At 65.5% G+C, this 6,704-nt stretch carries 3 protein-coding genes; all 3 read right to left on the reverse strand.

All coding sequences use genetic code 11. The annotated features are described in order from the left end of the window. Window positions 1–259 precede the first annotated feature (259 nt). Window positions 260–2,659, reverse strand: coding sequence for a TonB-dependent receptor (locus HLH25_RS06365; protein ID WP_182973264.1), 2,400 nt, complete (start codon window positions 2,657–2,659; stop codon window positions 260–262). A gap of 242 nt (window positions 2,660–2,901) precedes the next feature. Beyond that, window positions 2,902–3,618 carry an MgtC/SapB family protein gene (locus HLH25_RS06370; protein ID WP_182973265.1) on the reverse strand — a complete coding sequence of 239 codons (717 nt, stop codon included), beginning with the start codon at window positions 3,616–3,618 and terminating at the stop codon, window positions 2,902–2,904. A gap of 58 nt (window positions 3,619–3,676) precedes the next feature. Next, a complete protein-coding gene (locus tag HLH25_RS06375; RefSeq protein WP_182973266.1) occupies window positions 3,677–6,331 on the reverse strand; it encodes a M16 family metallopeptidase in 2,655 nt (884 codons plus the stop codon). Window positions 6,332–6,704 lie beyond the last annotated feature (373 nt).

Here is a 6,704-nt window from a genome sequence, read left to right on the forward strand (position 1 = left end):
TGCGTCTGGCGCTGGTATTCGCGCATCCGAGCGGCGGCCTGCCGCTGATGGGGCTTGCAAGGGTGTCTCGTCAGATCAGCCCGGCAGAGCCGGACCAGCTCAAATGCGTGCATTCAAACCAACAACCGGGCGCGTTTCCACCAGACCGGGTTAGAATTCTGACGAATGGGGGTGAAGGGGGCTCGGCCCCCTTCCGGGTGCAGGGCAGCGCCCTGCGCACCACGCCAAAAGCCCGGCCCCATGGGAGCCGGACAAGCCCTCAGAAGGCCGTCGAGACGGTCCCCGTCATGGTAAAGCGCGGTTCGACCATGAAGGAGTTGCCATAGCCCAGGGTGGGGGCGAAGCTGCTGCTGTAGACGTTGTGGCTGTTCAGGTCGTTGCGGCTATAGACCACGCCCATCGGCCCGGTGCGGACGATCGAGCCGGTCAGGTTGGTGAAGTTCAGGCGGAAGGTCGGCGACTTCGCGAACAGGAAAGCCGGGAAGTGATAGCCCAGCGACAGCGTGTTCGTCACAAAGCCCGGCATACGCTGGTCGCCGGCGATGCTGACCGATTGCGGGCCGGTGTAATGCAGGCTGCCGTTGGCGAAGAAGCCCTTGTAGGTATAGGTCAGGCCGAAATTGGCCATGACGCGCGGCGCCATCACCGCCTGCGATCCCTTGGAGTGGATCAGCGTGTTGGTATAGGGGTCCATCACGTCGCTATCCTGCGTGGCATGCAGGTATTCGATCGACGCATAGGGGCTGAAACCGTGGATGGAGCGGCCCGAAATCATGGCGTCGAAGCCGCGCATCGTCTGGCCGCCGATCGACATGGGCGAGAAGCTGTTCATGCCGACATACTGGTTCACGATGCGGTTCGTGACGTTGTAGTTGAACAGCGACATATCGAAGATGATATATTTGTCGTGGTAGCGATATCCCAGTTCTTCCTTGATGGAATACTGGTTTTTCAGGAAGTTCGGGCCAGACGGCAGCCAGCCCATATCCACCGCGCTCGGCTGGCGATAATCGCCCTCGGCGTTGATGTAGATCTGGTGATGCTCGTTGAACGTATAGCCGATCGAGAGTTGCGGCAGCGGCTCGGTGCGGTTGTTGCTGCAATGCTGGAAGTCGCCGCTATTGTCGCAGACCGACCCCTTCACCTTGGTGCCGTCGATATTGGCGAAGCTGGATGTCCAGCTATTGATCATCGCGAACTTGAACCCGGCATGGATCACCAGCCGATCCTGTAGATATTTCGCGGTATCCTGAACGAACAGCGAATGGATCTCGTAACCGGCATTCTGGCCGAAGGTGAAGGCGCCGGTCTTGTACAGGTACCACGGGCTGGGCGGCCCACCATCGGCGCGCGTATCGCCGCTGGGGTAGGACTGATTGGTGTAGGTGTTTTCATACCAGTATCCGACCGAGAACATGTTGTGCGGGTCGATCTGGTAGTTCAGCTTCGCCACGGTCCCCACACCGCGGGTATCGTTCTGCAGGAAGAAGCCGGTCTGGTTCGGCCCGTTATAGGGCGTGCCGTCGGCGTTCGAGATGGGGTTGTTCGGCGACGCATCATAGCCCTGGCCGAAGGTGAAATAGGGTTGCAGGTCAAGGCTCAGGCGCGCGGGCAGCACGATGTGCACCGGCGCGGTCAGGAAGACCTGGTTCCAGTGATCCTTGCTGTTCAGCCAGTAATTGTCGTTCTTGGGGTCGGCCGACCGGCCCCAGCCCTGGCCGGTATGCTTGTAGCGATAGAACTGGTCCTCGGTCGGGTAATTGTCGATGGTGAAATTCTCGTTGCTCCACGACAGGAACAGCTTGGCGGTCGATCCGTTCTGCCAGTCCTTCTGCACGCCGAAATCCAGATGGTGGCGATCGTTGATGCCCGCACCCATCCACGACCGGCTATGGGTGTTGGAGAACGAGAGATAGCCGCGCACGCCGGTATTGCCGATCTCGCCGGATTCCAGGCGCAGGAACTCGCGCGACATGTTGTTGGTGCCGTAGGAGAAATCCATCAGGCCGCCGAACTTCTGCGCCGCCGTGTGGCTGCGCTCGTTCATCACGCCGCCGGCGGCGGACATCACGGGCAGGTCGGTGGCCGAACTGCCGGGGGTGACGTTGACTTCCTCCAGGTTTTCGGAGTCGATGTTCTCGGCCATGTATTTGGCCGCCGCCGCCGGCGCGCCGTCCACCATCAGGCCCATGTCCAGGTCGGTCAGGCCACGCACCTGGATCATGCCGCCCTGCATGCCGGCGGTATCGGGCGTCGAGACGCTCAGGCTGGGCAGGTTCTTGATCAGGTCCAGCGCCGTGCTGGTCGGCGCGCGCATGTCGATATATTCCTTGGCCACGGTCTGCACGGTATGCGGCGCCGTTTCCAGCCGCATCATGCCGCCGCCGCCGTTCAGCGCCTGCCGGGACGAGGTCACCGAAATATCTTCCGACGCGGCAGCGCGCGGGGCGGTCGCGACCGGAACGGCACGGGCGGTTGCCCGCGGCGCGGCGGAGGCGGCGGGGCGGGCGACGGTCGGCTTGGCGGTCGGGGTCTGACTGTTCTGGCCGGTCGCCGCGCGCGCGCCCTGCGGCACGGCGGCGATACAGAATACGCCGGCCAGGTAGGTCATCGCCTGCAACCGGCCCCGCAATCCGGGCATGCGGGAGAGATACGTCATTCCACGATCCTTTTCAGTTCGTCCGTCGCGCGTCCGGTGCGTACCGGACGCGGGTCGCGCCACCCATGATGCCGAGACGGGCGAGGCAGATAGCCCGTCTTGCTACGAAAAGCGAACGATCGCTGCCCGTAATTGGTTCGTGATCGAAATTACGGAGGCGTGACAGGCACCTCAAGGATAAAAGAAACATCAGTCTGTTGCCGTTTTGAGCACGCCCGCCGGCCCGGCCCGATCAGGCCCGGTCAGGCTTCGGGCGTCACCAGCCAACTCGCATGCGCCACCGCATGCGCGGCGCTCAGATGCGCGATCACCCGTTGCAGTTCGGCCTTGTCCACGGCGGTGCTGGTCAGGGTGGCGGCAATCTCCACCTGGTCCGCGCCCCGCTCGGTCAGTTCGATATCGGCGACGGGAAAGCGGGCCTGTTCCAGATGCGCCACCAGCAGGTCGCGCAGCGTGTCGACATGCGCCCGGTCGGTCAGCAGGCTGACGGTATAGCTCGCCTCCACCCCGCGTCCCTGAAGCGGAATGCGGTCGATGGCATTCACCAGCGGCCGCAGCAGCGTGTTGCCGGCAATGACGAACACGGTCAGCAACCCGCCCTCGGCCAGCATGTCGCACCCGGTGCAGGCGCCCACGGCGGCCGAACACCACAGGGTGGCGGCGGTGTTCAGCCCCTGTACATTGGTGCCGTCCTTCATGATCACGCCGGCACCCAGAAAGCCGATGCCCGATACGACGTAGGAGATCACGCGCACGGCCTCCACGTCGCCGGCGATCCGTTGGGCCAGATCCACGAAGGCAGCCGCCCCCACCGCCACCAGCACATTGGTCCGCAGCCCCGCCGTGCGTTGCCGATACTGGCGCTCGGCGCCGATCAGCGTGCCGAACAGAAAGGCCGAGAGATAGCTGACGATGGTGTCGAGGAAGGCCGGCCCGTTGAAGGTCTGGATAAAATGCATCGTGTGCGGGCTCCCTGGAGGCCGTTTCAGGAATGCCGGTTGGCGTCGACGGTTCCTATTACGGCGGCGCGGGTCCGTAAATGAACGTCGACAGATCCCTCGGGCGGAGGGTCCGGGCGAACAGGTCGCGCACCCGCTCCGGGGTCGCCGCCTGGACGGCCGCGATATTCCGGTCCGGCTGGTCCAGCGGCAGGCCACGGGTGGCAAGGCCGACATCACGCAGCGCGATCGCGTCGAGCGAGGCATCGGCAAACGGCATGGTGCGCAGATATCCGGCCCTGACCCGCCCCAGTTCGTCCGCGCCGACCGGGCGGTGGCACATGTCGTCGAGAATGGAGAGGATCTCGGCCTTCACGCGCGGCACCTTCGCGGGGTCGGCGCCCAGGGTAATCGAGAACATGCCGCGTGTCTTGTCAGTCGAAACCGTGCTGCCGACGGTATAGACATAGCCGGTGCTGCCCCGCAGCGGCTGGAACAGCCGCGACGAAAATCCCCGGCCCAGCACCGCGTTGCCCAGGTCGAACGTCGTGGTCTCCGCCGTGCCCTGGCGCAGGGCAAGCGTCTGCATCAGGAAGACGCGATCCTGCGTCCGGCCTTCGCCGTCCATCCGGATGTTCGCCACCGGCGGGTCGGGGATGGGGGGCGCGGTCACGTCCGGCTTCGGCCCCTCGGCCGTCCAGCCGCCGAAGGTCGAAAGAACGGCCGCCCGCGCCGCCTGCGGTTCGATATCGCCGATGATTTCGATCACCGTCATGTCCGGACGATAGACGCGCCGGAAATAGGCCACGACATCGTCGCGCGTCAGGCGGCCGATCGTCTCCGGCGTCGCCTCGCGCAGCGTGGGGTCATCCTTCGGCACCAGGGCCGACCGGATCGCACGGCTGAACGCATGGCCGGGCGTTTGCAGAAAGCCCCTCTGCGCCCGGACGAACTTGTCGCGCATGATCGCCAGATCGCCCTCGCGGAAGGCCGGATGCAACTCGGTATCGGCCAGCAGGGCCAGCGTCGCGCCGAAATCGGCCGTCTGGGCCGCCAGCCCGAAGGAGGCGCCCAGATCGGCGCGGCTGCCCAGATCCTCCACGGCGGCCTCGGTCGCGATCCGGTCGCGCGTGGCGGTGCCGAATGGCAGCAGGCCGGCTGTCAGGCGGCCGACGCCTTCCTGCCCCGGCGGTTCCTCCAGATCGGTATTCTCATGAATCCGGCCACGCAGCAGGATCGTATGCGTCTGATGAACGGGGCGGACGATCAGCCGCAGCCCGTTGGGCAAGATCCAGTCGGCGGAAGGCGGCGCGAAATGCGGGGCCGGCGGCGCTGCCAGCACCGGCTGAGCCCACTCCGGCAGCGGCGCGTCAGGTACCGGCTTGTCGCCGAAACTCTCGGCCCCGCCGAAGCCGCTGTCATGCGCCGGCGCGATATGGTCGGTCGGCAGATCGACCTGGATCAGCGCCTGCTCAGGCATCAGCTCGCGCTTCACCAGCGCATCGACGGCGGCGGGCGTGACGGCGGCATACTGGCGCACCAGTTCGTCAGGGTCCGATACCCCGCGTTCGACCAGCGCCGTCAGCCAGGTCTGGGTCAGGCCGGGGATGCTGTTGCGGTCGAACGCCGCATTCTTCACCCGCGCGCGCTTCGCCGCCTCGACCAGTGCGGGCGGGACGCCATGCGCGCGAAAATCGGCCAGCACGGCTTGCAGGTCGGCCAGGTAGCGCGCCGGGTCGCCACCGCGCGGAAAGCGGATGGTGGCGACGGCCTGCCCCCAATCATGCCGGCCACTGTAGGAGAAGAAGGCCCCCAGCCCCCGTCCCTCGACCGACAGCCGCCCCAACGCGCCCCGCCGGTTATTGATGGCATCGGCCAGGATCAGGCGGGTTGCCGTGTCCGGGTTCCGCAGGCCGGGCACCCGCCAGCCGATCTGCACCGTGCCGACCCCGGAATCGGTCGAGGCGCTCAGCGTGCGCGCGGCAAGCGGCGGCACCGCCGTCGCCCCGGCCGGCCGGGGCAGCGTGCGGCGCGGGATATCGGCAAAATCGGCACGCACCATCGCCAGCGTGGCGTGCGGCTCGACATCGCCGACAATCAGCAGCACCGCATTGTTCGGCGCATACCACGCGTCATGAAACTGCTTCAGCCGGCCGATATCGGTCGCGTCGAACGATTCCCGTGTCCCCACCCCGCGCCAGGCATAGGGTGTCCCGGCAAACAGCGCCGCATTGAACTGTTCCGCCGCCCGATAGCCGGGACTGGACCGGTCGGCCGAAACCTCCTGCTCGATCGCACCGCGTTCCCGCGCCCACTGGTCGGGGTCGAGCGCGATGCCGCGCATCCGGTCGGCCTCCACACGCAGGATCACGCCCAGATCGGCGGGCGCGACGTTGAAGAGATACTGCGTGTAGTCGACTCCCGTCATGGCATTCGCCATGCCACCGGTCGCCTGGATAATGCGGTTGAGCTGGTTCGCATCCAGGTCTCGCGTGCCCCGGAACATCATATGTTCGACCGCATGCGCCGTACCGGGAAAATCGGCCGATGCCTGGGCCGATCCGGCCAGATAGACCAGCCGGGTCGCAACCATCGGCGTCAGCGCATCGCGCACGATCACCACCCGCAGCCCGTTGGGCAGCGTGTCGTGCAGCACGGCTGCTTCGTCCACCGGGGTTGCGGCATGGCCCACCCCCGATACGGCGCAGGCCAGCAGCCCCGCGCCTATCCGCATGATCCACCGCATCAGACCCGACAGCGCTCCCCTGTTTCCGAAGGCGCATCGTAGGTCAGGTCGCACAGGGCCGGGAGGGGGCGCTGCGGCGATTACGCGTCTTTATGATGCGAAAACATGCAGTTTCATGAAAACGTCATGCCATCACTCAGGCAACGACGGGGAGGGCCGGGAAAAGCCTGAACCGCCCCGGGTTTACCGGAGAGTAAAACACTCAAAGGATGAGCCCTATGACGAACCAGAAATTCACCGCTGCCTATCGTGCTGAACTTCGAGAACGCGGAGTTCGGCTTTTTCGAGAGCACCGAGGTGACTATGCCAGCGACAATGCGGCTTACAAGGCGATTGCACCGAAGCTTGGTTGTTCTCCGGA

Source organism: Gluconacetobacter dulcium (assembly GCF_014174165.1).
GTDB lineage: Bacteria > Pseudomonadota > Alphaproteobacteria > Acetobacterales > Acetobacteraceae > Gluconacetobacter > Gluconacetobacter dulcium.

Excerpts from the sequence above, each read along its gene's own strand:
- HLH25_RS06365 (WP_182973264.1), bottom strand. The coding sequence starts at position 2,659 with ATGACGTATCTCTCCCGCATGCCCGGATTGCGGGGCCGGTTGCAGGCG.
- HLH25_RS06370 (WP_182973265.1), bottom strand. The coding sequence starts at position 3,618 with ATGCATTTTATCCAGACCTTCAACGGGCCGGCCTTCCTCGACACCATC.
- HLH25_RS06375 (WP_182973266.1), bottom strand. The coding sequence starts at position 6,331 with ATGCGGATAGGCGCGGGGCTGCTGGCCTGCGCCGTATCGGGGGTGGGC.